General features: G+C 46.2%; 22 protein-coding genes. 8 read left to right on the top strand and 14 right to left on the bottom strand.

Features of this window, described 5'->3' with window-relative positions; translation table 11 throughout:
* Window positions 1-437: 437 nt before the first annotated feature.
* The 3 genes from MHN31_RS06365 to MHN31_RS06355 form a co-directional block, all read right to left on the bottom strand.
* Window positions 438-845, bottom strand: a complete 408-nt coding sequence (locus MHN31_RS06365) for a VOC family protein (RefSeq protein ID WP_010380361.1) — start codon at window positions 843-845, stop codon at window positions 438-440.
* 72 nt (window positions 846-917) lie between these two features.
* On the bottom strand, window positions 918-1328 hold the full coding sequence (locus MHN31_RS06360; protein ID WP_138539235.1) for an AraC family transcriptional regulator: 411 nt from the start codon (window positions 1326-1328) through the stop codon (window positions 918-920).
* Between the two features lie 330 nt (window positions 1329-1658).
* A complete protein-coding gene (locus MHN31_RS06355) occupies window positions 1659-2792 on the bottom strand; it encodes a fibronectin type III domain-containing protein (protein ID WP_239443786.1) in 1134 nt (377 codons plus the stop codon).
* 273 nt (window positions 2793-3065) lie between these two features.
* Between MHN31_RS06355 and MHN31_RS06350 the strand changes: the two genes are divergently transcribed.
* Entirely contained in the window at window positions 3066-3539 is a 474-nt protein-coding gene (locus tag MHN31_RS06350; protein ID WP_275446759.1) for a GNAT family N-acetyltransferase, read from the top strand.
* A gap of 105 nt (window positions 3540-3644) precedes the next feature.
* On the opposite strand, the gene MHN31_RS06345 is transcribed toward MHN31_RS06350, so the two are convergent.
* Window positions 3645-4766 carry a response regulator gene (locus MHN31_RS06345; RefSeq protein ID WP_239443785.1) on the bottom strand — a complete coding sequence of 374 codons (1122 nt, stop codon included), beginning with the start codon at window positions 4764-4766 and terminating at the stop codon, window positions 3645-3647.
* A gap of 17 nt (window positions 4767-4783) precedes the next feature.
* Complete coding sequence (locus tag MHN31_RS06340; protein ID WP_138539238.1) at window positions 4784-5863, bottom strand: two-component system response regulator; 1080 nt, start codon at window positions 5861-5863, stop codon at window positions 4784-4786.
* A gap of 91 nt (window positions 5864-5954) precedes the next feature.
* On the opposite strand from MHN31_RS06340, the gene MHN31_RS06335 reads away from it, so the two are divergent.
* From MHN31_RS06335 to MHN31_RS06320, 4 genes are all read left to right on the top strand, one after another.
* The gene (locus MHN31_RS06335; protein WP_239443784.1) at window positions 5955-9956 is read left to right on the top strand and encodes a hybrid sensor histidine kinase/response regulator; all 4002 of its coding nucleotides are present in this window, start codon (window positions 5955-5957) and stop codon (window positions 9954-9956) included.
* A 220-nt stretch (window positions 9957-10176) separates the two neighbouring features.
* Complete coding sequence (locus MHN31_RS06330; RefSeq protein ID WP_239443783.1) at window positions 10177-12210, top strand: S9 family peptidase; 2034 nt, start codon at window positions 10177-10179, stop codon at window positions 12208-12210.
* A gap of 50 nt (window positions 12211-12260) precedes the next feature.
* A complete protein-coding gene (locus tag MHN31_RS06325; RefSeq protein ID WP_239443782.1) occupies window positions 12261-13019 on the top strand; it encodes an alpha/beta hydrolase in 759 nt (252 codons plus the stop codon).
* Between the two features lie 76 nt (window positions 13020-13095).
* Window positions 13096-13380, top strand: coding sequence for an energy transducer TonB (locus MHN31_RS06320; protein WP_239443781.1), 285 nt, complete (start codon window positions 13096-13098; stop codon window positions 13378-13380).
* A gap of 436 nt (window positions 13381-13816) precedes the next feature.
* Here the strand turns inward: MHN31_RS06320 and MHN31_RS06315 are convergent, their stop codons facing one another.
* Window positions 13817-14170 (bottom strand): MerR family transcriptional regulator, encoded by a 354-nt coding sequence (locus MHN31_RS06315; protein WP_125557654.1) that lies wholly within the window; start codon window positions 14168-14170, stop codon window positions 13817-13819.
* Between the two features lie 81 nt (window positions 14171-14251).
* Between MHN31_RS06315 and MHN31_RS06310 the strand changes: the two genes are divergently transcribed.
* The gene (locus tag MHN31_RS06310; RefSeq protein ID WP_239443780.1) at window positions 14252-15067 is read left to right on the top strand and encodes an aminotransferase class IV family protein; all 816 of its coding nucleotides are present in this window, start codon (window positions 14252-14254) and stop codon (window positions 15065-15067) included.
* A 59-nt stretch (window positions 15068-15126) separates the two neighbouring features.
* Here the strand turns inward: MHN31_RS06310 and MHN31_RS06305 are convergent, their stop codons facing one another.
* The 4 genes from MHN31_RS06305 to MHN31_RS06290 all read right to left on the bottom strand — a co-directional run bounded on the left by MHN31_RS06305 (window position 15127) and on the right by MHN31_RS06290 (window position 19723).
* Window positions 15127-15729, bottom strand: a complete 603-nt coding sequence (locus MHN31_RS06305) for a hypothetical protein (RefSeq protein WP_239443779.1) — start codon at window positions 15727-15729, stop codon at window positions 15127-15129.
* A complete protein-coding gene (locus tag MHN31_RS06300) occupies window positions 15726-16214 on the bottom strand; it encodes an RNA polymerase sigma factor (RefSeq protein WP_239443778.1) in 489 nt (162 codons plus the stop codon). Before MHN31_RS06300 ends, MHN31_RS06305 begins: the two co-directional genes overlap by 4 nt.
* Before the next feature lie 183 nt (window positions 16215-16397).
* The gene (locus MHN31_RS06295; RefSeq protein WP_239443777.1) at window positions 16398-18560 is read right to left on the bottom strand and encodes a S9 family peptidase; all 2163 of its coding nucleotides are present in this window, start codon (window positions 18558-18560) and stop codon (window positions 16398-16400) included.
* A 290-nt stretch (window positions 18561-18850) separates the two neighbouring features.
* A complete protein-coding gene (locus MHN31_RS06290; protein ID WP_239443776.1) occupies window positions 18851-19723 on the bottom strand; it encodes a LysR family transcriptional regulator in 873 nt (290 codons plus the stop codon).
* A 101-nt stretch (window positions 19724-19824) separates the two neighbouring features.
* On the opposite strand from MHN31_RS06290, the gene MHN31_RS06285 reads away from it, so the two are divergent.
* Complete coding sequence (locus tag MHN31_RS06285; RefSeq protein WP_239443775.1) at window positions 19825-20178, top strand: DoxX family protein; 354 nt, start codon at window positions 19825-19827, stop codon at window positions 20176-20178.
* A gap of 42 nt (window positions 20179-20220) precedes the next feature.
* On the opposite strand, the gene MHN31_RS06280 is transcribed toward MHN31_RS06285, so the two are convergent.
* Together MHN31_RS06280 and MHN31_RS06275 are read right to left on the bottom strand one after the other, a co-directional pair.
* Window positions 20221-21210 carry a tetratricopeptide repeat protein gene (locus MHN31_RS06280; RefSeq protein WP_239443774.1) on the bottom strand — a complete coding sequence of 330 codons (990 nt, stop codon included), beginning with the start codon at window positions 21208-21210 and terminating at the stop codon, window positions 20221-20223.
* 89 nt (window positions 21211-21299) lie between these two features.
* Complete coding sequence (locus MHN31_RS06275; protein WP_239443773.1) at window positions 21300-21755, bottom strand: DUF6326 family protein; 456 nt, start codon at window positions 21753-21755, stop codon at window positions 21300-21302.
* Window positions 21756-21964: 209 nt separating this feature from the next.
* Here MHN31_RS06275 and MHN31_RS24370 point away from each other — a divergent pair, with 209 nt between their 5' ends.
* Window positions 21965-23155 (top strand): AraC family transcriptional regulator, encoded by a 1191-nt coding sequence (locus MHN31_RS24370; RefSeq protein WP_239443772.1) that lies wholly within the window; start codon window positions 21965-21967, stop codon window positions 23153-23155.
* A 33-nt stretch (window positions 23156-23188) separates the two neighbouring features.
* Here the strand turns inward: MHN31_RS24370 and MHN31_RS06265 are convergent, their stop codons facing one another.
* Both MHN31_RS06265 and MHN31_RS06260 read right to left on the bottom strand, forming a co-directional pair.
* Window positions 23189-23596: a GNAT family N-acetyltransferase gene (locus MHN31_RS06265; RefSeq protein ID WP_239443771.1), complete on the bottom strand. Its 408-nt coding sequence runs from the start codon at window positions 23594-23596 to the stop codon at window positions 23189-23191.
* Window positions 23589-25544: a methyl-accepting chemotaxis protein gene (locus MHN31_RS06260; protein WP_125557632.1), complete on the bottom strand. Its 1956-nt coding sequence runs from the start codon at window positions 25542-25544 to the stop codon at window positions 23589-23591. The genes MHN31_RS06265 and MHN31_RS06260 overlap by 8 nt, the downstream gene beginning before the upstream one ends.
* Window positions 25545-25594 lie beyond the last annotated feature (50 nt).

Raw genomic sequence — 25594 nt, 5'->3', positions numbered from 1 at the left:
CATGGCTGTTTTCGTTCATTGTTTAGGATAAGTACCCATATAAAATGGGTGCATTTGATACTCGCGAGATCGAGGGACTATTAAATCTTGGTTAGCAATGTAACGAAATAGTAATATTAGCCTAACAAGTAGATTTGCTGCCTGAACGCGCAGCGACAAGTTTTCGCAGGACTGGGCACGATTTGGTTGCGCATAAGGTTTTATCTGTCAGCGATGGAAAACCGGCGGATTTGAATGTGCTGTTGTTACATTAGGTGTATTAGTGTGTATCAAAGACCGCAGGTGGAGCGGCTATTACCACGAAAATCATGTAGGCAGCCAGAGCCCGGAGAGTGATAGACACAAAATAGTGAGCACTTCTTAGGTGCTTAATATATGCAAGGCAAAGCAGCAGAGCCGCATGGCGCGACTTGCTGACTTTATTTAGTGATCTGGTTTTATCTTTGTACCAAACTAAACCAGTTTCCGGAGTTGTCCAGACCCATGGCTTCTACGCCATATAATTGCTCTGTTGGCGGCTGAATGAATTCCACGCCTTTGGCGACAAGCTCTTCGTACGTTTGCTGACAATTTTCCGTTTCGAAGACGCCTGCGCCGAATGCGCCTTCTGCAATTAAACTACGTATTTTTTCGGCAGCCTCTTTGTTAAACATGGGCCCTTCTTTTGGCTCTGCTAATACCAGCTGGAGCTGTGAATTCGATTTCGGATAGACAGTTAACCACCGGAAACCACCTTCTACTTTCATATCATCACCGATTTCGAAACCAAGCTTATTTTTATAAAAATCAAGCGCCTCGTCCTGATTTAGTACATATATTGTGGCATGCGCTATGGATGTGATCATCTTCATATTCCTTGTTGTGAGTTCACCTTTATTGTATAGATAAAATCCAGCAAAGGTTTCTCCAATATTGCGCTATTTGCCTAAAAAGTGACGAGCATAACAGGCCGGTATGGCCTGAGCGGGAAAGCAAAATGGCTCAGCTGACAAGGCCCAAAGTTTGCGTCGATATAAAGTCGGTGCCATGCCTGTTTGCTTTAAAAATAAAGAGGAAAAGCTGCCAAGACTTGAATAACCCACATGCTCACAAATCTCTGAGACACTGTGGTTTTCGGTAATCAGCAGTTTCTTTGCGTGTGCTACTCTGAGCCGGATCAAAAATTCATTGGGCGTTTCGCCATAAGTGTCCTTGAAAACCCGTAAAAAATGGTAGGGAGAGATATGCGCGTGCTGTGCCATATCAGAAAGGCTCAGTGCATTGTGGAAGTTGTCGGCAATGTGATCCCTGCCAGCTTTCACTTTTTTAAATTTGTAATTTGTGGCCATAACATTTAACGCTTATTCCCTGTAAAAATGACGGGCGTACTGGCATTACTTCAGGCCTGTTAACGCTTTCAACAGCCCTATATACGCATCATTCATTGCGATAACGAAGCAAATAAATTACCACTGCTAAACCCCTTACTCAAGCACAACCAGATTAGAAAGGCGACCTATAGAATAAACGAAAATTATGTCACTCATTCTGAAGAAAAGCCGACTTATATAGCTTAACAAATTTCAACGCTCCTTAATTGCAGGCTAATTCATTACTCAATGGCGACTACCAACCTTCATTCAAAGCATTGAGGTTGGTAGCCGACGCGGATTAAAGCGTTAGTTACTTACAACGTTAGATGCAGGTGATGCGTTGTAGCAAATGCCACTTTGTGTACATGCTTTGACGCGATATTGCCTGTTGCCTGACCCTAAGTTTGACCAAGAGATACTGGACGTGTTTGGTGCGCTGTAGAACCGGTAGTCAGTCCAGTTATTGTTGTTGTACTTGATTGAAAGTACATACTGATATGCGCCAGGCACATCGTTCCAATCCACAATGATGGTATTGCCATTTAATCTGGCGTATGGCGCGTTGGGTGTACCCAAGCCTGAGCTCACTGTAACTGTGTTTGAGATCGGCGAAGGTTGAGAGCAGCCATAGCTATTACAAGCAACGACGCGATAACGACGATTACCATCATTTAAGTTGTGCCAACTCATGTAGGACGCCGAAGCCGGACTTGGAATATATTGATAGTCGGTCCAGCTATTGTTGTTATATTGAATGGCAACTTTATAGGTTGCACCGCTGACAGGTTCCCAGTTTACATTCACGCTGTTACCTGAAGCTGAGGCATTGATCCAGCCTGGTGCATCAGGCACACCAGGCACTTCATATTCATAATCAACGCCGATGGTGTATTCGAAATACATATAGTCTTCGCATTCAGCGGGGTTTCTATTAGCACACCGCAAACTCACGCTGTTGCTCAGCTGTGCCTTCAGAGTGAATGACAGATTATCTAAGCGAGTACCATTAAAGGGTAGGTTTACTGTTGAAGACCCTAACGAGTTTGCACCGTATGCCGACATAATGGCCTTCACCTGACCCGTTAGCGGATTAGGTAAATAGGGAGAAGATGCGCTAACTGTGAGAATATAATCGCCCAGCAGCAGGCCCCGGGTCAGTACTTGTCTATCCGCATAGGCAGTAAAACTCGCGCGAATATTGGTGATAGTCGCATTGTTTGGGACTTCACAGCTCTCGGCGCCAAAGACGGAGTATTTGGCGGTTGTCACGTAGTCATTGTTGTCCCAACTCATAGGCGGCGCGCCCGGTTGGGTTCTGGATATTTCACAATATCCATTTTGTGTCGCTGCGGTGGCAGAGAAAGTGGGGAGAAGTCCGAGTGCCAGCGTGGCGCTCACACATAACGCTGAAGCACAGCTTGGTAATAACTTAGAGATCATACTTACTTTCCTTTTATAGTCTGTCCTAAAAAATGTGGGGCTGGCACATCTTGCCAGCCATGAGAAAAGTGCACTTTTAATTACAATGGCCATTTGATGTTATATTAAAATATTCATCAGGTAATTGATTTAGTCGGCATTCCGGATGCAAATTTTCGAAGTTGAAAGGCCTTGAATGTTTTGTACAAACAGACAAAAAGCACGGAGTTATTACTTTCTTGCAAGTCTGTATCAATATTGCGACAGTGGACCTATTCAACAAACAGACCAGGCATGATTACATTGGAATTTTGCTTTCTCGCTGAAAGACCGGAGTTTACGGCGCTGGTTGCTCACTGGTATTTCAACGAGTGGGGGGCGCTGGCTCCTGGCGCCACAGTAAACTCGTTTGAAGATAAGCTCGCAGGGTATCTGCAAAAAGATGCTATCCCACTGGCGTTGCTGGCAATGCAGGCAAACAAACCTGTCGGCGTTGCTCACCTGCGCTTTCACGAAATGACCATTTACCCGGATAAAACGCACTGGCTGGGAGGTGTGTATGTCGCACCTCACGCAAGAGGGGAGCAGGTCGCTTCTGCGTTGGTAAAAAGAATCGAGCAGTTGGCTCAGTCTTTTGGTGTCCGGGAACTACACTTACAAACCGAACAACAAGACGGCGGGCTTTACCAGCGTTTAGGTTGGAAAGCACAGGAACGAGTAAATTATCGCGGCGTGGATGTGGTTGTAATGAGCAAGTCGCTTTCCTGATTTGAGCCCCCGGTGTATGCGGTTTCTTTGCTTAGCATGGCACTCGCTTTCGATGTAAAAACACTGAGTGCCATGATGCATTTAACCCTGATATTACCCTCAGCATTAATCGATTAGCTTATCCAGCTTGATAAAAAAGTCATTAAAGGTTGTCGACATGTCTTCTGAGTGTGCTTGTATCTGTTGCAAATCGTCCTTTGCTCCGTCGAGGGTCTCGCGAATTGTCCGCTCCTGCGCATCGCTGAACCCAAATGTTAGCATTGACTCCTCGATATCAAAGATAAGTCGTTCAATCAGCTCCTGACACGATTCATTATAGTGCTTAAAAATGTGCTCGATACTTTCTAAATCTTTGCTGGCAATCTGGCTTAGTTCCTTAAGGCCCTGGTTTTTTGCCTGAATAGCCTGAACATTGCTCTCCAGGCTTTTTAGTCTGGCATTCGCCCCTCTGACGACCAGAGCCAGGATGTCATTGAAGCGCCCATATTTCTCTTCGTCGTCTGTGGGCATATTTTTAACCAGCAAGGAGCAATATGCGCTGTTAAAGAAGCTCCGCTTTTCAATATTGATAACGGTTTTGCTCTCGCGGCCTTTTTTTAATAATTCGCGCTCAAGCGGGTTAATTACGCCAAAGTTGCTAAAATCCCGAAACTCTCCCAGTAACCCGAGCTGTAAGGACGCTTTCAGGTTAAGGTTTTGACAGAGCGCCAGGATGGCTGTGGAGAGCTCTGAGAGTGTATTACACCGATATGTGTTTTCAATAAACTCAAGGCACAGCCCCAGCTCGCTGCAACTGGTTATGGCGGTCATCGTGACTTCTTCAGCGGCTTCGCAGTTTACTTTCAAAGTATCTATTTCATTGCTGTACTTCACCAGGCGTTCGATTCTGAAAGCCAGCTCGTCTGCATCAAATGGCTTGGTGATGTAATCATCACCACCCGCCTTAAAGCCTTCCAGTTTGTCGTCAATACAGTCTTTGGATGACACAAATAAAACCGGGGTATCGTTATGACTTGAGGCATTGCGAATTGCCTGACAAACCTCGTAGCCGTTCATTCCCGGCATGACGACATCCAGTAAAACAGCATCGTACTTTCGTTCACTGAACAGTGTCAGTGCGTCTTTCCCATTAAATGCCGAAAAGTAGCTATGTGTTTCGCCCAGCATGGTCATTGCGATGTCATGGTTTACCTCATCATCGTCCACTAATAAAATTGAGTAAGGCATAAGTCCCCCGTTCGATCTTAGTCCCGGTATTGTTGAGAAATCTTAAAAAATGCGCTTTCTTGTGCCAGAAATTCATCTAATAGTTCGGGGTCAAAATGACTACCTCGGCCTTCTTTCATAATCGCAATTGCGTCGCTGTGTTCCATGGCATCTTTATAAACTCGTCGACTGATGAGTGCATCGTAAACATCGGCAATGGCCATCAGCCTGGCACTGAGTGGGATATCTTCTCCTTTGAGGCCTTCGGGGTAACCTGAGCCATCCCATTTTTCATGGTGATAATGAGAAATCTCTTTTGCTGTTTGTAAAAAGCTGTCGGTCTGGCCCAGCGCTGACTCGGCTGTTTCGATAGCATTGCGGCCAAATACGGTATGGCTTTTCATAATCTCAAACTCTTCAGCTGTAAGCCGGGCTGGTTTGAGTAGTACATTGTCCGGTATGCCAACTTTGCCAATATCATGCAGTGGCGCAGATTTGTAATAAATATTGATGACTTCGGGGGTCAGTATCTGCTTATACTTTTCTTTGCCACTGAGTATGGTGGCGAGCAACTTGACATAAAGTTGTGTACGGCGAATATGATTACCGGTTTCCTGATCCCGGGTTTCTGCAAGGCTTGCCATTGCCTGAATAGTAACGTCCTGCAGCTGCGACATTTGCTCGGTCCGTTTCTGGACTTCTTCTTCTAAGTAATTGTTTTTGTTTTTAAGAATATCTTTAGATTCTTTGTTTAGCAGATGCGTATTTAGGCGAGCCAACAGGATGGGGGGGCTAATTGGTTTGTTGATATAATCACATGCGCCCAGCATAAAACCTTTTTCTTCATCCGAGACACTGGTTTTTGCGGTCAGGAAGATGACCGGAATTTCACAGTGAGACTCATGTGACTTCAGATACTTAATGACATCGTAGCCATTCATTTGTGGCATCACAACGTCCAGCAAAATAATATCTATCTGATTGTTCTCAACAAGGTTAATCGCGGCTTCGCCACTTTTTACTGCCAATACACGATATTTGTCTTTGATAATTTCCGCCATGAAAGCCAGGTTCTCTTTCACATCATCTACTACCAGCACGGTCTTCAGTTCTTCCATAGCCTCTGTTACCACTATGTTGCACGATTGCACGACGTACTCAGAAATATAGGTCTATTATTAGTGAAACGCCAAATAGGGATAGAGTAAAATGAAAAGCTTAAGAGCTAGCTTCTTTATCACTTTTTTAATGATGCTGGTTGTGAGTTGTGGGATCGGCTTGATGTCGCATTTTGTCAGGGTAGAGGTCAATGCCTTATCACAGAAGCAAGCTCAGTTATTTCAGCTTACGGAACTTGCCCATGAATTGAAACTCAGCTCGGATAACTTAACTAATTTTGCCCGGGCCTATGCGGTAACCGGCGATGAAAAATGGCAGCAGTTGTTTCAGTTTGTTTTGCTTGTACGGGATGGCAAAGTGCAAGCCCAAAGCGCCAATACTTTCGATTATTGGGATAATCTCGCGTCACCTCATGCCAGCATGCCAAAGTTACAGCGGATAGAAGACGGGCATAATATTATCGAGCGCTTCCAACAACTTGGTGCACAAGATTTTGAACTGTTGCAAATGCAAAATGCCCTGTCCACGTCGAATGGATTAGTGGGGTTAGAAAGGCAGGCTTTTAACGCCATTCAGGGGATCTATCGGGATGAGTATGGGAATTGGGTGGAAGGCGGGGAACCCGATTTAACAAGTGCGCAGAAGATTTTATTCAGCGATACGTTTTTAGCCGAAAAATCAAAAATTATGACCGCAATTGGCGAGGCGCACAGAGCCATTGCAACACGCCTGAATAATGAATTGCAAAGCCATCAAGACAGTCTCAGCGCTGCTTATATGTTCAGAAACATATTTAATCTGATTTTACTTATCAATATTGCATTGTCATTTTATCTGCTGTGGAAACTGTATATTAACCCCGTTGCCTCTATCCAAAAGCAGGTGGTCAGCAATGTGGAGCAAGGTAACTATAATTTTACGCTTGATGAATCTGTAAAAGGGGAGCTGTCAGACCTCTCTATGTCTATGAACAAGCTGCTTAATGACTTATCTGAGCAACTTGAGTTTAACACCATTATGAAGGATTTTGGCCTTGCATTGCGGGGCAAGAAAAGTCCGCATGATCTTGGTGAAGAGCTGTTACAGTTTCTGGAGCAGCGGTTATCCGTTCCCTTACTTGGCTTATATGTATTTGAAGATCAGAAAGCACTTAACCGAGTTGCCGGAACAGGTTATAGCAGTAGCTGCGCCACAACATACAGCAATTATGACTCCATTCACTTTCATGTTCTTAGCACTCAAAAGCCCTACTCTATGAAGTTTGAAAAAGAGCAATATGCTATCGAGTTGAACGGACAAAAGCTCTCTATTAGTGAGCTATATTACTTCCCGCTGGTGGTGAGTAACGACAGTATCGGGTTATTGGAATTAGGCAGCCTGGTTGAACTGACGGAGCAGGACTACAAGTGGGTTAAATCGGTTATTAATGATCTGGCGGTGAGTTTGCAATTGACCCAGAATATTGACCTACAGTCTAAAGCAGAAAAGCGCATTGTCGAGCAGCTTGAGTTGAATAAGAAAATTCTCGACGCCATCCCCAGCCCCATGTACTACAAAAATAGCGAAGGCCAATATTTAGGCGTAAATAGCGTTTTTAATCAATACTTTGGGACATTCGATGCCGATGTGTTGGACGCCACGGCTGAGGATATTTTCGATTACGAGATTGCTCAGGTTTTTGAGCAATCTCATCAGGATTTAATCGACAGAGAGTCAAACCACCATTATGAAATAACAATCGAGAATGCAGAAGGCGACCCCAGAAATTTCATTGTGTATGAGGCGTTATTTACCAATGCTGAAAATCGGCTTGCAGGCGTGGTCGGTTTGCTGCTTGACGTGACAGAGCGCAAACATATGGAGCAAGAATTAAGGCAGGCTAAGGATAAAGCCGATGAAATGAGTACCGCAAAAGGGGAGTTTTTGGCAAATATGAGCCACGAGATCCGAACCCCGATGAATGCCATTATCGGAATGAGCCATTTGGCGCTTAGAACCGATCTTACCCCTCAACAGATGGGCTATATCAATAAAATAGATCAAGCCGCGAAAAGTTTGCTGGGGATCATTAACGATATATTAGATTTTTCCAAAATTGAGTCAGGTAAGCTTGAAATTGAACACATCGACTTTTCTTTGCAAGAGGTCCTGGACAATGTGGTCAACATCAATGTGATTCGGGTGCAGGAGAAAGGCCTGGAGATGTTGCTAGATATCGCCCCTGATGTGCCAATTAGCCTGGTTGGCGATCCCCTGCGCTTGGGGCAGATCCTGATTAATTTGTGTGGTAACGCCATTAAATTCACTGAGCAGGGTGAAATTACTATTTCGGTGACCGCCGCCGAGCAAATTGAAGACCAGGTAACCTTAAAGTTCTCGGTGAAAGATACGGGCATTGGCATGTCTCGCGAGCAGCAAAATAAGTTGTTTCAGGCCTTTTCGCAGGCAGATGGTTCAATCACACGTAAGTATGGTGGTACTGGGCTTGGTCTGAGTATCTGCAAGAAGCTTGTGGAGCTCATGGGGGGCTCTATTGGTGTTCACAGTGGGCAGGGGAAAGGCTCTGAGTTCTTTTTCACCATAAAGAGTGGCTTACAGTCAGCTAAGCTCACCAATGTAATTTGTCCTGACAGTCAGCTCGCGGGTAAGCAAGCACTGGTTGTCGATGATAATGAAAGTGCACGGGCCATTTTAACTAATTTGCTTAAAGCAATGAAGTTTCAGGTGACATGCTCTGCCAGCGGTTCAGGTGCCGTCGAACTGGCGCAAGCCGGGGGCTACGACATTATTTTTATGGACTGGAAAATGCCGCATATGAGCGGTATTGATGCGATAAAACATATTCGGGCATTAGAGCTGGAAACAGAACCTAAATATGTGCTTGTGACAGCATATGGAACGGATATTGGCATGAACTCAGAGGTGAATGAACTTATTGATTCGGTCATTTTGAAGCCCGTGAATGCGTCTGTGCTGCTCAATTCGATCATGGAGTCTTTTCAGTTGTCGGATCAGAAGGGGGGCAATGAGTCATATAAAAAGATCGACAATACTGCGCTTTTGTTTGAGCAGCAGCATGTACTTTTGGTTGAAGACAACAGCACAAATCAGGAAATCGCCAAAGAAATGCTGTCCTCGTTAAACCTCCAGGTGAGTATTGCTGAAAATGGTCAGGTTGCGGTCGAAATGATTAAGACACAAGCGTTTGACATTGTACTGATGGATATACAAATGCCTGTTATGGACGGGTATTCTGCAACAAAGTACATCAGAAAGCTCAGTCAGTTTAATGCATTACCAATTATCGCAATGACAGCAAACGTTATGAAGGAAGATCTTAAAAAGTGTCAATCTGCCGGAATGAATGGCCATATTGGTAAACCAATCAACTTCAATCAAATGGCAGAAACAATACGCTGTCACTTATATAAGCAATCTGAGCCTACTGAACCTGTTGCGCTGCAAACTGAAATGCAGCTGGATAAAGGCAAGGAAGCGAAAAACGATGAGCAAATCGAAATAGCTGGTGTAGACGTTGAACGTGCAATCAAGCGGCTGGGCGGCAATGACAAGGCGTTTTGGAGCATTATTAAGAAATTTGCCAGAAACCAAATTGAGGAAACCATCAATTTGAATCAGGCGCTGGTCATAGGTGATCTGGAACATGCTGAGCGTATTGCTCACTCTTTGAAAGGCGCTAGTGCCAATTTATGCATGGATGACTTATCAAAACGCGCCGCAGAGATTGAAAAAGCGATTGGCAGCGGTGAGCTAGTTGAGTTGGAACAGGTAGAGCATCTGACTGAATTTCTGAGGGGTCTACACAAGCAGCTGAGTGAACTAAATCAGGAAGATACACCCTTAGTTAAGCGAACAAATGTGGTTAGTTTAAAGGTGACGAAAGAGGATTTTACTCAGCTGGAAGCACTGTTGCTCAGTTGTGATACGCAATCAGTTGAACAGGTGCGTGAGCTTGCCGCCAGCCATAAGTTGGACGAGGCGACCAGCAAGCGGCTGATTGATCTGATCGAAGATTTTGAATTTGAAGAGGCTACCAAGGTGGTTGCCCATTTGTTAGAAAAATCAGCGTAGTGAATCCATAGTGTCCACCAAGGGATACAAACCAAAGCGTATCAAGCTCAATAGATTAACAGCCAGACATTGGTTTGGCTGACTTAAACGACATTCAATATCTGTGTGATTATATAACACATCGGGTTTTTATTCCGTTTTATCGCGTATTGGATGACATCTGTATTCAGCTGAATAACTATGTGGCCTTTATTAAAATGATAACAATAGGAGGCTGCCCATGCCTTTTGGACTGAAACGTACTTTGCAATGTTCTTTATTGGCGTTTGCAACACTACCCGTATTGGCGCAGGCAAATGCCGGGCTACAGGCTGAAGATATTTTTGAGCTTGAATATGCAAGCGATCCGCAAATATCGCCCAACGGCGAGCAAGTGGTGTACGTACGTAACAGCAACGACGTGATGAAAGATGCCAAAAGACAAAACTTGTGGCTGGTCGATGCAAAAACGGGCGTACAGTCTCCTTTGTTCTCAGATGAAAACCGCTACTATCAGCCGCGCTGGTCACCCGATGGCAGCAAGATCGCCTTTTTGAGTGATGTATCTGGCAGCACTCAGGTGCACGTGCATTACATTGCGCAAAATCGCACCGCTTTGTTGACTCAGTTACAGGCTGGGATCAGTGATTTGACCTGGTCGCCTGATGGTAAATGGCTGGCATTTAGCCAAAAGGTAGAAGAAAAGCCTGCGGTCATCGCCAAAATGCCGGCAAAGCCAAAAGGCGCCAAGTGGTCCGAGTCGGCCATTGTGATTGATAAAGCCTATTATCAGGCGGATGGACGCGGTCTGGTTAAGCCTGGATATCGGCAAATTTTTGTGTTGCCAAGCGAAGGCGGTACGCCTCGTCAGCTAACTTCAGGTAACTATCACCACAGTGGTAAACTGGCCTGGCGTAGCGATTCCAAAGGTATTGTGTTCTCGGCAAACCGTATTGCGGACTGGGAATATAAGCGCTTAGAGGGTGATCTGTTTGAAGTAGATTTTGCTGGTAAGATCACGCAATTGACCAATGCGCCGGGTCGCGAGCACTCTCCGAGCTTTTCAGAAAATGGCAAGCAGCTGGCGTTTTTAAGCTCATCGGGTGAGTTGAACCCGTATCGCAATCACAAACTAAATATTATGAACTGGCAAAGCAAGCAATCTCGCATGATTGCGAAGGACTTTGACCGTTCAATCCAAAGTCCAAGCTGGATAGGCAGCACTAAGCTGGCAATGGCTTACGACGACCATGGCATGCGCAAGCTGGCCACCATTACTACCAAAGGCAAAATTAAAGATCTGACCAATACGCTGTCAGGCACCACGCTGGGCCGTCCTTACCTGAGCGGTCAGTTTAGCGCCAACTTTGATGGTGAGATTGCCTTTACCAAAGGCTCAAGCTCGCGTCCGGCTGATGTCGCTGTCACAACCAGTAAAGGGAAAGTGAAGTCGCTGACTGCCCTGAACGAGGATTTACTGGCACACAAAACACTGGGCAAAGTACACGAAATCACTTACAAATCATCGTTTGATGGCGAGCAGATCCAGGGCTGGTATATCACGCCACCAGATTTTGATCCGAATAAGAAGTATCCATTGTTGATGGAGATCCACGGTGGTCCACACCTGGCTTATGGTCCACACTTCTCGGCTGAGTTACAACGCTATGCAGCACAAGGTTATGTGGTGTTTTACGATAACCATCGTGGTAGTAGCTCGTACGGTGAGCGTTTTGCGATGTTGTTGAAATACAAGTACAGCTCAAAAGAAGACTTTGCCGATCATAACTCGGGCGTAGACGCCATGATTGCCAAAGGCTTTATTGATCAGGATAACCTGTTTATCGCGGGTGGCTCTGCAGGCGGTATCGCGACTGCCTATGCCATTGGCCTGACAGATCGCTTTAATGCTGCTGTGGTTGTTAAGCCAGTGATCAACTGGTTGAGCAAAGTACTGACGGCCGACAGTGGTCTGGTGCAGATCCCCACTCAGTTCCCAGGGATGCCGTGGGAGCATGTTGATCATTACTGGGAGCGCTCGCCGCTGTCTTTGGTAGGCAATGTTACCACGCCAACCATGTTAATGACCGGAGAGGAAGACCTGCGTACGCCAATGGCTGAAACAGAGCAGTTCTATCAGGCACTAAAACACCGTAAAATAGACTCCGTGCTGGTGAAAATTCCGGGTGCACCCCATGGTATCGCCGGGCGTCCTTCGCGGATGATCAGTAAAATAGAACACACGCTTGCGTGGTTCGAAAAGTACAAAAAATAATGGAAAAGCCGCGCAATGCGGCTTTTTTAACAATATAGTTCAGGAGTTTTATGAAGTTTCTAAAAGGATTTGGTGTGGCAGCTGCCTGCTGGTTGAGTACAGCTGCGGCCGACGTTCAACCTGCCAGTGTTTACGATAAAGCCCGTGATAGGGCCATTCCGGTGGAGATCACTTATCCCGAATCTCAGGCACAATGCAGTGAACAAGCCCTTTGCCCGGTGGCGTTCCTCGGAGCAGGCTACGGTATGTCGCATACTGATTACACCTTTTTATCCAAAGTGCTGAATAAACACGGGTATCTGGTGGTCGCAATCGGACACGAATTACCGGGCGATCCGCCGCTTTCTGTCTCTGGTAATTTGTTTGAAACGCGCAGTGAAAACTGGCAGCGTGGTGCAAAAACACTGGCGTTTTTACACGAAGAATTGCAACACAGCATAACCGGATACGATTTTAATAATTTAACTTTGGTTGGCCACTCAAATGGGGGTGATATTTCTGCCTGGCTGGGAAATGAAGGCAAGCCCTATGTTAAACAGATCATTACCTTAGACCATCGCCGTGTGCCATTACCAAAAACTAAGGATATCAAGGTGCTGTCTATACGTGCCAGCGACTTTCCGGCAGACTCGGGCGTGCTGCCCAGCGAAGCGGAGCAAGTCGAGTTTGGCAGCTGCGTGGTGACCATTCCCAAAGCGCGCCATAATGATATCTCCGACTTTGGTCCAGGCTGGTTGAAGGATAAGATCACGCAATTGGTACGATTACACTTTGATGGGAAGCCGTGTTCACAGTTGCAAAAAGCATAGTGGGCTGACAGAAAATATCATGGCAGTGTGCCAGTCGCATTGCCATAGTCACACATAATCATAAGCGCACTTTCATATGAAATACTTATTGACCGCCCTGTTTACCCTTATTTTTATCGGTGGTTGCACGTCAACTCAGCAGGCAGATCCTCAGATTAAAAACGGCTATGTTCGGATGCAATTCGATATTAACGAGCAAGGCAGGCCCGAGAATATTCGCATCATTGAATCGAGCCATAATGGCTTATTTGATCAAGAAGCCATACGCTCACTAAAAAAATGGAAATATAACCCTAAGACAGAGAATGGCACACCCGTCAGGCAGACCAACCAAAATGTACAGCTGGAATTTGATATTTAAAATTAAGCAGGTAGTTCGTGAACGAATTTATTTCGTTTTGTTCTGCTTATAGGCAATTTGACGCGCGGTTCTTCGTTTAGTGCCTATTCTAGATTTGACTTTCAGCGGGCACAACAAAGCAGCAACTGCGGCCAACAGTGGAATTATCACAAGGCCCAACAAAATCACGTCGACAGACCGTTTAGTAAAAGCGAAGACTGACATGAGTATTATACTCAGGCTCATAGCGCCTGTTATCGTCCATAAAGCGCCTTGGTGAAGATAAAGTAGCGAACCACATAGTTTACAACGGACTTTTGTATCAAAGATAAGAAGCGATTTCTGCAGTGGAGAAATCCCATTTTGGGCACAGTCAGGGCACTTCATTCAAAAATTCCATTGAGCAAGGTGAGTAATATACTACTTTGATTTAACAACAATGGGTATCGACGCTGACTTACCCTTGCTCAATTTCCTCTAAAAACCGACTGAGTATCGCTTTGCTCTTGGCCAGCTGTACCGTTTTCTCATCAACGGCTTTGATTTCGCTGTGTAACAGGTTTCTGAGCTCGTCACAGGGCTCAAAAATGGGCCTGTCGCCGCGAATACAGGGTAAAAACTGCAAAATGGTATTGAGTGTCATGCCTGCCGCGCTCAGTAACTGAATACGGGTCAGAGTCTGGATATCGTTCTGTGTGTAGTGGCGATAGCCTGAGGGGGAGCGGCTGGGGTGAAGTAAGCCTTGCTCTTCGTAATACCGCAGCATGCGAATGCTGATCCCGGTTTGTTTTGATAATTCGCCGATTTTCATGATGTGCTATTGACTCTCACAGTGCTGTCAGGGTTTATAGTACTGGCTTCCAAAAAAGGTTTCAAACCGGGAGTTAATTGTATGAAAGAACAAGCCTTTACGGTGCAAACTGTGGTTAACGGCACGCTACTTCAGAGTTCACAGATGAGCCAGCTGGCCTTCTCTGGTTTTGCACATTTTACCGCCATGCAGGTACGAGATGGCATGGTAAAGGGGATGGATCTGCACCTGGACAGGTTACGTCATGCCTCAGTCGAATTGTTTGGCCAGGCACTGTCTGATGAAGAAATTCTGACGTCTGTTCGTACGGCCATCGCTGCGGCGGGGACGGACTTGTCTTTGACGGTGACTCTGTATTCTGCCCATGGTGAGTTCACCCTGGATAGTATGGACACCCAGCCGAGTATTATGGTTCGCACTAGTGCACCCGCAAATGGACCGAGTGGATCGCTGAAGCTGCTGGCTACCGAATACAGCCGGCCGTTACCTCACATTAAACATGTCGGGGAGATCAGTAAAACTTACTACCTCCACAAGGCTGCACAGCAGGGCTATGATGATGCGGTATTCATAGATGATACCGGTTGTCTGAGTGAAGGGACCATCTGGAATCTGGCCTTTTGGGATGGTGAAACGGTGATTTGGCCACAGGCTCCAAAATTACAAGGCACTATGATGAGCATGGTCCAGCGGCAACTAAGGTTACTTAATATCAAACAGCGCACTGAGTCTGTGACATTGGCGAGTTTGCCATCGCTTTGCGGGGCTGTGGTGATGAATTCCTGGACACCAGGTGTCGAAGTGGCGGAAATTTCAGGGCACCGCCTGAAAGAGTCTCAGTCCTTATCTGCGCTTCTTCATCGGGCATATCAGGCAGAGCCCGCTCAGGTAATCTAGTGCGCTGAGCCCCGTTGCGTCAGCAGTTCGGGGCTCGATGATGCATGGTCGTAATGTGCCTATTCGTCGCTCAGTTCATTAAGCTGTTGTTCGACGCGCTCCAGCAAAGGTCCAAACCTCTTCTCGGCGGCGCGTTTATTCCAAAAGTAGATCCCCACCATACCAAGCAGTACGACCAGGTAATACAATTGCATGTGGGTATCGAGTTGAATCACCCCATTGTCATCCATGTTGGCGCCCAGCGTGATCAACATGACACTGACAAAAATGGGCGCTATGTACCACCATACTATACTCTCCAAAAGTTGCTTTTGCTGAGTAAGCCTTTGCTGCTCCTGACGTAAATATGCACGGATGCTGTCATCTTTGCAGGGGGAAAGGCGGCGAGCTCTAAGTAATTTATAGGGGATGTACAGGCTCGTTAGGGTGGCCAGAATACAGCCTAAAGACTGGACCCAGTTAAAGCTAATTGTGAGGCCATACAGCCAGACAGGAATAAGCAACAATGAAATGGAGATTTCCATAAAATCGCGCACTTTAATATCTCGCTGATATTTTTTAGTTTTGACTTTAAGCTCATCGATTTGCAACGCCAGTTTTTTTTCTGAGCTGTTCGTTTCGATTTGCTGTGCAAAGTTGTGTTTTAGATCATCCAGCTTCATGACTCGTCTCCTACAAAGTTTTGTTCAAACTCACGCTTAATGCGCTTTATTCGTGAGCGCACTGCGTTGTCACTTATCCCTAATACCTGTGCAATGTCTTCCGATTTCAGGCCATCCAGATACATCATCAGGACACCAGCATCGATATCACTGAGCTTGTCCATAAACTGATTCAGAATGTCGGCCTGACAGCCTGTTTGTTCAGCGTGAGGTTGCTGTTTGTTATGCCTGGAAACGGATTGTTTAATGTCATTGTGTTTAATTCGGGTTTTGACAAAGGTGTTGGCCGTATTCAGCGCGACTTTATACACCCAGGTACCGATTGAGGACTGCCCCGAATAGCTTTCATAGCTGCGCCACAATTGCAGCAGGATCTCCTGATACATATCATCGCGGTCACTCGATCCGCCGTAGCGATCAGCGATATATCGGATCCGCCCGTCGTTGTCAGCGAGCATCTGTTTGAATGCGTGTTGTGTGTTCACTATGTCCCTGCTTGTTGTTATTGGTGATACTTAGTTAGTCGGCCACAGAAGTGGAATGTGTCACAGCTTGGCAAAAAAGATAAGTGTATTGGAGTAAAAGCAAGAAATACGCAGGATTGCGGCGGGAGCCTGATGATATGCCAAAGCCCTGCGAGAGGGCTTTGGCTAAAACGGAGTACGTAGTTACAGTTTGCCCTCAGCCAGGCCAATGATAAAGCCATAGCTCAGCGCGGTATCATGAATGCGCTTAAAGCGACCCGATGCGCCACCGTGACCGGCAGACATATCGGTTTTTAACAACAGCGTGTTATCGTCGGTTTTATATTCACGCAGTTTTGCAACCCATTTGGCAGGTTCAAAGTACTGTACTTGCGAATCATGCAAGCCAGTGGTGACCAGCATGTTCGGGTAATTCTGTGCGCTCACCTGATCATAAGGTGAATAAGAGCGCATATAGTCAAAATAGACTTTGTCATTCGGGTTACCCCACTCATCGTACTCATTGGTTGTCAGCGGTAATGACTCATCCAGCATGGTGTTGATCACATCGACAAAGGGTACCGCAGAGTGCACGCCGTGATACAGTTCAGGCTCCTGATTGATCACTGCGCCCATCAACAGGCCGCCAGCACTGCCACCGCGGGCGTAAAGGCGTTTTGGATCGCCATACCCTGATTTAGTAAGTGCCTTGGTGACGTCGATGAAGTCATTAAAGGTGTTCTTTTTATTGAGCTTTTTACCATCTTCATACCAAGGTCTTCCGAGCGCCTGAGAGCCACGGATATGGGCAATGGCATAAACAAAGCCACGATCCAGTAAGCTCAAAGTGCTGACTCTGAAGTAAGGGTCACGGGTCGAGCCGTAAGATCCATAACCATACTGTAAGAGTGGGTTAGTGCCATCTTTTTTAAACGTTGCCTTTTTGTAGACCAGGGTCACCGGTACTTTGGTGCCATCTCTGGCCTCGATAAACAGACGTTCAGAGGCATAATCATTGGCATTGAAGTCGCCCAGTACTTTGGTTTGCTTGCGCTGGGTTTTTTCCAGAGTAGTCAGGTCAATATCATAAATGGTTTTCGGCGTGGTCAGGCTCTGATAGCTGACCCGGACAAACTGACTATCCAGGGTTCGGTTGCCTGTCATTGACACCATGTAGGCGGGATCTTTAAACGTGAGCGCTTTGTGCTGTTTGGTTTTAAGATCTAACACATTCAGGGTACCTATCCCCTTAACGCGAGACTGATAAACCAGATGCTGATTAAACAGTTCTACTTCTTCCAGCTTAGCATCGGGGTTGTGCGCAATGATGGTTTTCCATTTACGCTTGTCAGCCACATCATTTTTGTGGGCTTTCATTAGCTTGAAGTTAACGGCATTGTCATTGGTATAAATAAAGTAGAAGTCGCCCTGTTTGATCAAGCTATATTCATGGCCTTTGGTACGTGGCAAGAGGCGTTGTGGCTGAGCGTTAGGGTTGTTGGCATCAATGACAGACACCCCTTTGGCTTCTGTACTGTCGTGGACAATGTAAATTTCACTGCCTTCTTTGCTTTTTTCCAGATAGGTATAGTAGGTGTTGTCTTTTTCTTCGTAGACCAGTTCATCTTGTGATTGTTCTCGGCCCAGCACGTGACGATAGACCTGATATCCCAGCAAAGTGACGGGGTCTTTTTTAATGTAGTAAAGGCTACGGTTGTCGCTTCCCCACTCAATGCTATCCGCAGCACCCTCGAGTTTGTCGGTATAAATTTCACCAGTTTCAAGGTTTTTAATACTGATGGTATAAATGCGACGGCTGAGGGTATCTTCCGCAAATGCCATGAGCTTGCCATCCGGGCTGATGCTAATCGCACCCAGCGCATAATAAGACTGGCCTTCGGCTTGCTTGTTGGCGTTAAAAATCTCAGTGGCATTGCTGCCGTCTGCGCTTTTACTGCGATAGAAGTTGCGGTATTCCTGATCGCCTTTCACTTCACTGAAATAATAGTAGTCGCCACGTTTATAAGGCACGCTGCGATCGTCTTTGGCGATTTTATTTTTAATTTCTTCAAACAGGGTCTCACGCAATGTCTCAATAGGCGCAAGCTTCACGTCTGCGTAGCGGTTTTCCTGCTCAAGGTGAGTAAGCACTTTTTCTGAACTTCTTGAATCATCGCGTAGCCAGTGATAGTTGTCGACCAGTTCATAACCATGGATTTGGGTAACATGGGGCACTTTTTGCGCCACAGGGGGCTGAATTTGCTGCTGCGTTGTTTGGGTGTCTGTGTTGTTATTTGATGTGATCTGGCTGCAGGCGCTGGCCAGTAAAACGGCACCAGCAATGGCGCTGAATTTAATCGTTGTCATGTTTGTCCTTGTTGATTGCAGAGGGAGTGACTTTGCATGGCTCTGAATGAAATTGGGATTCATTGCCTGAATCAATTGTTGTCGAATTGTAGTCTGAATTTTAATAAATGGTCAAAGTGGCTGAGATAAACCGAATAGTTTTGCGATTAGCGGCATAAAATAATGGAAAACTAGTTGAACTTATTACCGAGGCGACTGATGTTCAACTGCTGGGGTGAGCTTGGTTTAAGCTCCTTAGGTGCGCAAAGCGTAGGCGCGCATCACATATCACCCGTGGCAGGACTGAAGGGTTAATAAGCAAAATGCTCCGCGAGGAAGTCTATTAGGGCTCTAAACCTTACTGGCGTAAACTCGGTATTTTTATATAGAGCGTACATAGGCAGGGTATGGCCTTGCCAGTTATCAAATAAAGTGACGAGCGTTTTGTCTCTTAGTTGTTGGGCGATCATCCAGTCTGGCATTGCCGCGATACCGAGCCCGGACAAAGCCAACCTGACAATCATCTCGGGACTATCTGAGCGAATATACTCGTTGAGTTTGTAGTGTGTTTTATCAAATAACCAGACATTTGATGGTTTGTTCAACGAATAGGTGAGGCATTGATGCGCTTTTAATTCGTCAGGAGAGTGTGGCATACCTTGACGTTTCAGATAGTCAGGTGATGCAAAATAGCAAACTGAGTGATCCAACAACTTCTTTGCTTTTAATCCGGAGTCCTTCAGGACTGACGCTCTGATGGCGATGTCTACGTCTTCGTTGATCAAATCTACCTGTTGATCGCTGACACTGATGTCTAACGTAACTTTTGGGTAACGACGCATAAATTCAGCAAGTGGCTCAGCCAGGCGCTGTGTTGCGAAGGCACTGGGCGCGGAGAGTTTTATATGGCCATTTACCTGTGCCTGTTCATCACGGATCTGGTGTTCTACTTCGGCCATAGTATCTAGTAGTGACTGGCTGTAGGTGAGGTAAGCCTTGCCTGCTGAGGTCAGGGCTATGGCGCGGGATGTCCTGTGAAATAAGGTGAAACCAAGATGTTGTTCAAGCCAGGCCACTTTCTTGCTTACAGAACTTTGCGTCATATTGAGAGCGTTTGCGGCATGCGTAAAGCTGCCCTTATGTGCGACTTCGGTAAATAGTCTGATGCAAACGAGTTTGTCCATATTGATTCCAATTTGGAATAGTAACTGGCTTAATAATACGGTTCTTAATGTTGTTTTGGAATGCTTTAATGCATTCACTTTAACTTGTCAGGAACATTTTTATGCTAATACTCTCAGGCTTGCTGGCCACTTTTTTCACTCTTGCCGGTTCTCAAAAGATATTTTCCTGGAGCACACGGGTGTTCACTATACAAAGTGCGTTTTTCAGGCGATATGGGCTTGGCAGAAAGCATATGTATGCGATTGGACTCATTGAGTCGCTTGCTGCTGGGTTGATGGTGTTTGCTATTTTGACTGAGCACGTTCAAAGTATGCTGCTTGGTTCAGTCTTGATACTATTAACCTCAGTAGGGGCGTGCTACTTCCACTTTAGGTATGACACCTTTAAGGATGCCATTCCCGCAATATTAACGGGAATTGGCTCAGGAGTTTTGCTGGCTTTAGGGTTGCTGTGATGTGAGAAAGGGCTTGTTGTAAAGCCCACTGGCAGAGTGCGCTCAGGCCCTGGCTAACTTTTTCAAAGCGGAGCGGGCTTTTTTCTTTAGCTTGTCACTCAGCGTTTCAGTTATGACTTCGTTTAATAGTCGCTGCGCGAGTGTGGTTTTCTTTTGTGCCATGGCTATCGAAGCCAACCTGAATTTGACCAGGTTTTTGTCGGGCAGGTCGTAGTGATGGGCTGCCTCATTCAGATACTGCTGTAGCGCGTTCTGCCCCTCGTCATAATTGCGCTTCAGTTGCTGACTTAAAGTACCAATTAACACCAGAGACTGATATCGGGCTTTTTCTTGTTTCAGGTTTTTTGCCTGCTTGTTAGCTGCACTTCTGAACTGATTTAGGGCCATTTCAGACTCTTCCTGATCAAGATAGATTTGGCCTAAAGTATAAAAATAGCGGGGGTCGGCGGCAAAGTTTTGCTGCCCAACCTTTATCAGACGAGCGAACTCTTCTTGTTCATCTGACTTAGCGGCCAGGTATAAGCGAGTCAGAAAAGCATCAAAGGGCGAGACTTTTTCCAGTGCCTGAATGTGCGTTAAAGCGGCCTGTTTGTCACCACCAAACATGCTGGGCGCATTGATGTAAAACTTGATCAGCGTACTGCGGTATTCACGATTGTCTGGTGCCAGTTCGACTGCTTTGATGAATGAGGCTTTGAGTTTTTTGATATACCCAGACACGCTAAAAATACTGGCTTGTTCGGCAATTTTAGCGACGACTTCGGCATGTGCAAAATAGAGCTCCGGATTGTTTGGGTGCTGCTCTATGGCTGCTTCTAAGTGTTGCAGTGCCGCTTCGTCCTGATCGCTTCTAAGTGCTATGCGTGCCAGAAGCAGTGGTTTTTGATAATCAGAGGTTTGCTGTTGCGACAAAATGGATTGCGCAAGGCGCAGATTACCTTTGTCGAATTCTGCCTGGCCCAGTTCAACACTGGCTGTGGTTATGTTGCAATAAACAAGCAGAGTAAGGGGAATAAGCAGTTTGCTTTTCATGAGTATGTTTCCTTCTTAAATGTTCTAAATACAAATGTAATCTGCTGAATCCTTGGGTGTTTATGGTTCAGAGTCCTGTCATCTATGATTCAACTTTGAGCTGTGCTTAACACTGCCGCTTCAGGTGCTCGCCACCGTATGACCATCCAGGCTATGCTTAAAAGCAGGGTGAGCTGTATGCATGCCAGAAACAGGTAGAAAGGATCCGTTTCAATACCACCCAGTACAAACAGGAAAGTTAACGGGACAGCCACCAGATTACAGAGGCGGTTTAATCGATAGCTGAGATATTGGGACAGGAAAATCATCACGATGGGAATCTCGATGAGTATGGCTGAGACCAGAAGTAACTCTTGGGTGAGTTTAACTGAGCCTGAGTAGCCGCTCATCAGTGTGTCTATTACTCCCGGAGTGATAAAGGCTGAAACAAAGGCCAAAATATCGGCATAAATCATATTCAGCATAACTAACAGCCATAGTGTCGCGATTTTGATGCGAGTGCGGCTATCCTGTGATGCACTGGTGGTTAAAATTGCGTTTGTCATAAGCGATTCCTTAAGTCATATTGAATGTCCCTGCAAGGTTTGCCAAAAGGCATGTGCCCTGTTTTATCCAGGTTAGTATCAGGCTAATCACTTTGCAGGGATACGTCGTCCTGGCGTAAAGGCGCGGACAGTCTTTGTGGAAAGGAAAATTTAAAAGCAAATAAAACAAAATATTATGGATAAATTTATTTTGGTGTCAGGGGAGTTACGTGACTGAATCTATCGTGATGGTGCTGATTGCTATGCTCATTGGGCAAATCGTGTTGAGTGTACCTGTGCTGCTACTGCCGCGAGCGACACGTGTTTATCGTCTGCCTCTGGTGCTTTTTCTTTGTGCCAGTGGGGTGCTTGCGCTCAATGCAATCGTGCTAGTTCTATTACCCAGCTGGTATCAGGTATATACCGTTTTGGGTTTTCCCATGCTCTTCGTGTTGTGTCCGGCGCTGCGCTTGTATATTGAAGGGATTACCACACAGAAAAGATGGATACTTAACAGAGCTAAGTTAAGCAAATTTGTCTTGTTATGGCCTGCCGTGCTGATTTCCGGCGCGGTTGCGTTATTGCCTGCACAGCATCACAGGGCAATGTTCGTGACAGATGATATGCCTGCGGGTCCTTACGTTGTGGTGTTGGCCTGTGCGATGCTGGTTTTGATGTGTTTTTGGTTGATTGAGTGCGGGTTTACGCTACTGGTGGTCATCAGGCGTCTGGCCAGATTCAATGCGCAGCTAAAAGAAAGTTACTCTAATCTGGACAGCCCCAAGCTCACTGTTATCAGAAAGCTCATTTTTATCGCCGTTTGTATTTGGATTTTTGTGCTAGTGTCAGTCTTCTTATCTAGTCTGCTAGAACACGCATTACTGTCGCGCAGCGCCGAAGTGTTTGTTGCATTGGTGCTTATCTGGAGCGTAACCTTTTTTGCAATGCAGCAAACAACGCCGTTGCTTCAACCACAGCCCGCTAGCAAGGTTGAACGCACTGATGCTCCGACTCTGTCGCCCAGTGAAGATACAGGGAGCAAGTATCATAAATCAGCACTGGATGAGTGTCAGTCAGCCCGGATAGTTGAAAAAATTACGCAGGCTATGGAAAACAGTAAACTCTATCTGGATGCCGATCTGACTCTGCAAAAGCTATCACAGGCAAGTGGGATATCACCTAATTACCTGTCACAGGCTTTAAATGAAACCCTGAAAATGAACTTCTTTGATTTTGTCAATCACTGGCGTATCAAGGCTTCGAAATCCCGCCTGTTGAGCAGCGATGAATCGGTGTTGAATATTGCTCTTGAGGTGGGGTTTAATGCGCGTTCTTCGTTTTACAAAGCATTTAAGAAAGAAACAGGTATGACACCAGGCCAGTTCAGGCGTGAACATGAAAACCCGCCAACATGCGAGTAGTGCAGTGATGCAGGCAACCGTTATCGTCTGCGACTAGTAAAACTTACACATCCCCAATCCCAGCTTTTCGCCGTCTCGTAGTGAATAACCGTATCCTTGGTAGAAGGTTTCCTTGCCAGCCGCCGCTAACAAAGCGGCGGTCGCGCCACTGTGGCAATGTGTCGCCAGATACTGTTCTATATTATCCATAATAAGGTGGCCCTGGCCCTGGTGGCTTGGGTGCACTATGACATCCTGAATGTAAAAGTACATGTGCCCGTCGCCTACAATCCGACCACAGGCAATTAATTTATCTGCCTTGCGACACTGCACCCAGTAAAGTGACGCCGTAATGCTGGCCGCAACGATATCGGGCGCAGGGTTTTGCCAGCCTACACTTTCGCGCAGCGCGCTAAATTCCCAGGGATCAGGAGGGGTATGCAAGATCTTTAGTTCAGTCATCGACATCAAATCTGTCAACCAATTGATCCAGGTTGTTGGCCAGTTCAACCAATTGTGTTGCACCTGTATGCAGTGCATCGGCAGAGTCACCCACTTGTTGTACTGACTGACTTACGCCGTGAATACGAGATTGGGTGTCCTCAGCAGCTTGCCCTTGCGCATTGGCCTGCTGAGAAATGTCAGCAATGATCCCCTTAACGCGGGAAACTGAGCTGGCAATATCATCGAATGCCTGATGGGCTAGCTCCGACTGGTCGATGGCATGTTTTGATTCCCCCACACTGGCAGTCATGCGTTCAGACACACTGCGAGTTTGCTCAATCAGCTTAGTTAAAACCTGTTCAATATCCTGAGTGGCATCGTGAGAGCGCTGTGCCAGCGTCCGTACTTCGTCGGCCACAACTGCAAATCCCCGGCCTTGCTCACCGGCACGGGCCGCTTCAATAGCGGCATTAAGGGCCAGCAAGTTAGTTTGTTCGGCAATGGTGCGGATCACCTCCAGAATATTGGTGATATTGTTACTTTCATTTTCAAGCTTGCTCATGGCCGTCGCTGAGTCGCCCAGAGAATCGTTAAGCTTAGCGACCTGAGCCACAGTGCTTTGGATCATCTGGTTGCCAGTCTGGGTGTGTTGCTCTGTCGTCGAGATTTCGTTGAGTGCATCACCACAGTTGTCGCTGACTGTCATGGCCATGCTTGCCATGGATTGTGTGGTATCCGTCGCGGTTTGCGATGTTTTTTCCTGATGGCGGCACTGGTTACGAATATCATTGATCCGCGACTGAGAGCTCTGGGCTTCACTATTCAGGGTTCGTGCATTGCCCTGAATGTCTTTCACCAAGGCATTAATGGAGTTGAGGAATTGGTTAAACCAGGTTGCCAGCTCGCTTATTTCATCATTGCCAATGACCTGGAGTCGTTTTGATAAATTACCCTCACCCTGAGCGATTTCTTTTAGCCCGTCCGATACCATTTCAATGGGGTAAACGATTTTGTTAGCCAGCACAATGGCAATGACCACAAACAGCGCCAGCATGATGACCGCAATGATACTGATGCTGTAGGTCATATTATAAGACGAGGTGAGGATCTCATCTTCTTCAATGATGGCGATAAAGGTCCAGCCAAGTTCTTCAGAGCGATAAAACTTGGCATAGAAGGCTTTGTCCTGATACTCCAGCGTAATGAAAGGCGCATTCCCCGCGTTCTGTATTGCCTTATAACGGGCATCATTCAAATCACGAATGTTCTTAAAGTTACTGTCGGCATTTTTCGGATCTGCCAGCACCGTCCCCTGATTGTCGAGCAGCAATAAGTAGCCGGTTTGGCCGAGTTTAATGTTGCTCACAATGTCGGTGAGTGTCGATAAGGTTACATCCAGTGATTGTACGCCTAACATCTCGTTGTTTTTCATGATCCCGGTGGCGACGGAAACCATCGCTTGTCCGGTGACGCCTTGATAGGGTTCTGTGATAATGACCTGAGATGGGTTTGAGCTAACTTGCTGATACCAAGGGCGCTTACGAGGGTCGTAGTTACCAAGTGGCTCTGCGGGATACTGAATAAAGCCACCCTCACGGGTACCGAGGTAGACAAATAATAGTTCGGGGTGGGTTTTGCCAAAGGTGGTGTACAAATCGAAGATGGCCGCCTCGGCCTCGCCGGACGCGTCGGGCATCATCATCTTTTCGGCGCCCAGGTAGGTTGTGGTGTCTTTGCTCACCGACTGTACCGTTTTGCTCTGCGCTAAGAATCGGGCATTACTTTTCATCTGATCAAAAAAGATGATAAATGCATTCTCAATTTGTCTGATCTCGTTAACCGATGTCTCTAAGAATCGGTCCAGTGACTCCTGTTTGGTGCGCGAGATACTCATGATGGATATTGCAAGAATAGGAATGATAACGGTCATAACAAAGCTTAAGATCAGCTTTTTACGCATTCTCATGGGCAACCACCTCGTTTTTTATTCTAATAATAGTGTAGTTGTGAACGGAG

It is taken from the genome of Pseudoalteromonas sp. McH1-42, from assembly GCF_022347845.1.
GTDB classification, from domain to species: domain Bacteria; phylum Pseudomonadota; class Gammaproteobacteria; order Enterobacterales; family Alteromonadaceae; genus Pseudoalteromonas; species Pseudoalteromonas rubra_D.
Note: the sequence above shows the minus strand (reverse complement) of the source record. Positions and strands in the feature narration are given on the sequence as shown.

Bases quoted from the DNA above. Each gene is read 5' to 3' on its own strand.
- MHN31_RS06290 (WP_239443776.1), bottom strand. From the start codon at position 19,723: ATGGACAAACTCGTTTGCATCAGACTATTTACCGAAGTCGCACATAAG.
- MHN31_RS06260 (WP_125557632.1), bottom strand. From the start codon at position 25,544: ATGAGAATGCGTAAAAAGCTGATCTTAAGCTTTGTTATGACCGTTATC.
- MHN31_RS06330 (WP_239443783.1), top strand. From the start codon at position 10,177: ATGCCTTTTGGACTGAAACGTACTTTGCAATGTTCTTTATTGGCGTTT.
- MHN31_RS06315 (WP_125557654.1), bottom strand. From the start codon at position 14,170: ATGAAAATCGGCGAATTATCAAAACAAACCGGGATCAGCATTCGCATG.
- MHN31_RS06265 (WP_239443771.1), bottom strand. From the start codon at position 23,596: ATGACTGAACTAAAGATCTTGCATACCCCTCCTGATCCCTGGGAATTT.
- MHN31_RS06280 (WP_239443774.1), bottom strand. From the start codon at position 21,210: ATGAAAAGCAAACTGCTTATTCCCCTTACTCTGCTTGTTTATTGCAAC.
- MHN31_RS06325 (WP_239443782.1), top strand. From the start codon at position 12,261: ATGAAGTTTCTAAAAGGATTTGGTGTGGCAGCTGCCTGCTGGTTGAGT.
- MHN31_RS06295 (WP_239443777.1), bottom strand. From the start codon at position 18,560: ATGACAACGATTAAATTCAGCGCCATTGCTGGTGCCGTTTTACTGGCC.
- MHN31_RS06320 (WP_239443781.1), top strand. From the start codon at position 13,096: ATGAAATACTTATTGACCGCCCTGTTTACCCTTATTTTTATCGGTGGT.
- MHN31_RS06355 (WP_239443786.1), bottom strand. From the start codon at position 2,792: ATGATCTCTAAGTTATTACCAAGCTGTGCTTCAGCGTTATGTGTGAGC.
- MHN31_RS06350 (WP_275446759.1), top strand. From the start codon at position 3,066: ATGATTACATTGGAATTTTGCTTTCTCGCTGAAAGACCGGAGTTTACG.
- MHN31_RS06275 (WP_239443773.1), bottom strand. From the start codon at position 21,755: ATGACAAACGCAATTTTAACCACCAGTGCATCACAGGATAGCCGCACT.
- MHN31_RS06365 (WP_010380361.1), bottom strand. From the start codon at position 845: ATGATCACATCCATAGCGCATGCCACAATATATGTACTAAATCAGGAC.
- MHN31_RS06340 (WP_138539238.1), bottom strand. From the start codon at position 5,863: ATGGAAGAACTGAAGACCGTGCTGGTAGTAGATGATGTGAAAGAGAAC.
- MHN31_RS06345 (WP_239443785.1), bottom strand. From the start codon at position 4,766: ATGCCTTACTCAATTTTATTAGTGGACGATGATGAGGTAAACCATGAC.
- MHN31_RS06310 (WP_239443780.1), top strand. From the start codon at position 14,252: ATGAAAGAACAAGCCTTTACGGTGCAAACTGTGGTTAACGGCACGCTA.
- MHN31_RS06335 (WP_239443784.1), top strand. From the start codon at position 5,955: ATGAAAAGCTTAAGAGCTAGCTTCTTTATCACTTTTTTAATGATGCTG.
- MHN31_RS06285 (WP_239443775.1), top strand. From the start codon at position 19,825: ATGCTAATACTCTCAGGCTTGCTGGCCACTTTTTTCACTCTTGCCGGT.
- MHN31_RS06360 (WP_138539235.1), bottom strand. From the start codon at position 1,328: ATGGCCACAAATTACAAATTTAAAAAAGTGAAAGCTGGCAGGGATCAC.
- MHN31_RS06305 (WP_239443779.1), bottom strand. From the start codon at position 15,729: ATGAAGCTGGATGATCTAAAACACAACTTTGCACAGCAAATCGAAACG.